We start from the raw sequence: 3735 nt of genomic DNA, 5'->3' as shown, positions 1-3735 counted from the left end.
TTGCTTGTGTTAAAGAACATACAGTACTTGGTCCTGCTATTACAGAAGGAAGTGGAGCACCAGAAACATTAATTGAAGCTAGTTGGGTAGCTGTTGCTGTAGAACAACTAACTCGAATTTGACCCGACACAAAATCTGAAGTTGAAGAAACCGTTATACTTGAAGTTCCCTGACCAGATACAACAGTAATACCCGTAGGTACTGTCCAAAGATAAGTACCACCTGTTACAGAAGTAGCAGTATAAACTTCTGTAGCACTAGGACACAATTCAAGAGTACCTGAAACCGCTAGAGCAAAACCTCCTGGTGCAATTGGAGCTGCTCTACGAACGCGCAGCGAACGAGTTGGGCTTTCATTACAAGGATTAATTGCTTTTACACGAAGCGTACCATCAGTATAAGTAGCAGATAAAGTAACTGTTATCGATGGACCTGTTTGAGAAGCTAGCGTCATACCAGCTGGTAGATCCCAAATATAACTAGTCGCTCCATTTACAGCATTTATTGAGTAAGTTGCAGTGGTAGTTGTAGCAGCTAATGCAGATTCACCTGATATAATACTTGGGCTACTTATAGGATATTCTTGATCAGCACGGTAAAATGCTTGAATTCCAGTATTTGGGCTAAAACCAGTTGTGTTAGATAGTTGCCTGAAAAAAACACCACCAGTAGCTTTAGTGGATAGACGTGTACTTTGTGATGGTGAACTGCTGTATAATCTGGCTCTACTTGTTGCTGGAATATCAATATTGGCACTTGATCTTTCAAAAACAATTTTTCCACCCGTACCTGATGAATCGCAGAGCGCATTTGCAGCTTTACCTGAATCAGCTATTAAAAGTATAGCACCTAAGTCATTAGCTATGGAAGTTTTAATTGTTCTATCGATATAAATATTACCTTCTTGGAAAGTTCTTATCTCAATGCGTCCAGTTGAATTAATTCCTATACCTTGTGAAATATTTGAATCAGAAATTAATATATCACTTTGATTAAATATTCTAAAAGGTCCAGCAGGTGCATTAGTTTTACCAACCGTTAAAACATTAAAAGTATTAAAATTACTATTTAGATTTGTAAATCCTGATCCATATAATTGTAAATGATCAAAACTTAAAGGTAAATTAAAACTTGCTGTTGTACCAAAATTAAATTGACAAGTTCCTGTATTATAAAGTGTAAGGTTTTGACCGCTTATCGTTTGATTGAATCTTACTTCATTACCATAAATATTTAAGTCTAGTCCCCATCCTTCAAAAAATAAAGTTGCACCACCAGCAGCTTGTAATCCCATTGCAATATTAGATGTATTACCTGGCTTTCCAATCTGAACATATCCTGGAGAACCAAATCGAATTCTATCAATCATTTGATGAAGAGTTCCTGTACCAACTGGAGCAGTCCAGTTTATAAATGATGCATTGAAAGGTTCGATAATTATATTCCCTGAAGTATTTAGTTGAACTGGTCCATGTAATGTACTAAAAGCACTACCATTAAAATGAATTTTATCTGCTCTTAAAGTAAGATTACCACTTCCAAAAGAATAATCAGTAATATCACTTTGTCCTATAACAGGAGAATATAAATACATGCCAGTATAATTATTACCACTATTTGCAGAAGTGTTAGGAGTATAATCAGTTATGGTAATTGAACCCTGATTTGAATTAATAAAAGTTGAATTTGATGCTGTAGTATTTCCACTTATAAAAACTCCACGAGCATCATTTACAGCAGTATTACCAGCACCTCTAATTGATAAGTCTCCATCATGAACCTGTAATATGCTTGATGTTATATAAACTCCTTTAGGTCTATTATTATCTCCAAATAAAGCCATTGCAGTACCAACACATGTGGTCGCATCTCCATCTATAGAAATTGAACCATTAGAATGTGTGTATATTTTTGCATTTCTTGAATATACTCCATTAGCCATTTTTGTTCCCAAGGCACTTGTAACAGAACCTCTTACATTAATGTTACCACTCACAGACCAATGAGAACCTCTAGCATCAAGGGTAGAGTTAATTAAAAACACTCCAGCATAAGGATTCGAAATGTCCCATGCAGCGAAGTCATTAGAGCCCCTTGCGTATCCAGTATTTAAATCGGATCCGCCAGAAATTGTAATATTACCTCCTCTAGACAAAACTTCTTCGCCACTATTAGTATTTTTAGTTCCAATGGCGACTGAACCTTCTCCACTATTATCACTATCAGACCAATATGTTATATTTCCTCCATTAGTAGAAACATCAGCTCCTGAGTTTTGTAAAATATTTCTTGCGGCTTTAAACGTTAGTGAGTTATTGTTGGTTGATGTAATACTTGCAGAAATTGTAACGCTTGCGTTTGAGTTTATTGTTAAATTTCCTTGGTTTAATTTTGAAACAATATCTGATGCATTGATATTAACATCTGAAAATGTATTAGCGTTTATGACGCCGTTTGTATAACTCCAACCAGAACCTTCTGTCGCTCCGCCAGAAGCCACAATATTTATGTTTTGAACTGGATCATCGATAGAATTAACATAAATACCAACTCTATTCCAAGCAGACCAATATGTTGATGGGGTACCATCGAATGAAGTTTGTGGCAAATTTCCAGCAGCCACACTCGATGTCAAGGCAATAATTTTGCCCAGCGGCTGACCATTCCATACAAGAGAACCTAAAGCATTATAAAAGTAAATTCTAAATGAAACTGTTGTACCAACGAAATCGGGCAGTGAATTTAAATTTCTAGATGTTAGATTATATGTATTTGCAGTACTAAATTCACCCAAACTTGTTGCGTAATTATCAACACTCCATCTTAACTGAGCTTTACCTTCGTTATGTTGAAACCCGTAAATTACAAAACGATCAAAATCGATTTTTTTTGTACTAGATAAATTGATGGTGTACTGCAAATAAGGTGCAGTTGCAGTATTTAAAGTTGTGGATGCATTCAAGTTCCGAAAAAAGTATCTGGTATCATTTTCTAGTTGCAACCCATTGTAGTTTTCAGTTGCTGTTATTCCATTGCCGGGTAAAACATAATTTGATGAAAAAGGATAGGTAGTTGTAGTAGTTGATTGTAGTGATTCTCCCCAACGGACAAATAAAGTTTGTCCTTCGGCATTCCATATCCCTATCAAAAATAGCATTAAAATAAAAATTTTCTTGTTGTGCCTTTTAAAGCAAAATAATTTTTGTTTCATATAATTAATATTTAATTTTTTAACAACACAAATGTAAAATACAAAATTCAATAGAGTGTATAGAAAAAGTATAGATGTTTTATCTTTAAAAAAATTGTAAATAATTGAAAAACAAGTTTTTGATATTATTTTAAAATTATGTTTTTTATAACAAAGCGTTTTTTTAGTTTCATATTATGAGAATTGATGAAGATTTTTAATTTTTGACTTGTTTATTATTTTTCAGGTGGTTTTATGGTTTGATTTTATGCGTTTTTTTAATGAATGGTATTTATACAATTTATAGTATTGTTTTGTTGCTTACCTTTTTTTTGTCTTTTGGCATGCCATATTGTATTTCCATTTCAAGACAAGACAATCATTAATAAAAAAACCGCCTCAATTTTTATTGAGACGGTTTTTGAGTTTAAATAAAAAGTTTAGTTTATCTTTTAACGACTCTAATAGTTTTAGAATTTGATTCTTGAGATACAATTACATTGTAAACTCCAGATTGATATTGGTTTCCTAATTCAAAGTTTTGA

At 33.5% G+C, this 3735-nt stretch carries 1 protein-coding gene; it reads right to left on the bottom strand.

What is annotated here, in order from left to right; all coding sequences use genetic code 11:
* A partial coding sequence (locus ABD766_RS14890; protein WP_344817427.1) for a hypothetical protein occupies positions 1-3211 on the bottom strand: 3211 nt, incomplete at its 3' end.
* Between the last annotated feature and the right edge of the window lie 524 nt (positions 3212-3735).

Source organism: Flavobacterium cheonanense (assembly GCF_039539185.1).
Lineage (GTDB): Bacteria > Bacteroidota > Bacteroidia > Flavobacteriales > Flavobacteriaceae > Flavobacterium > Flavobacterium cheonanense.
This window is presented reverse-complemented; position numbering and strand designations above follow the sequence as displayed.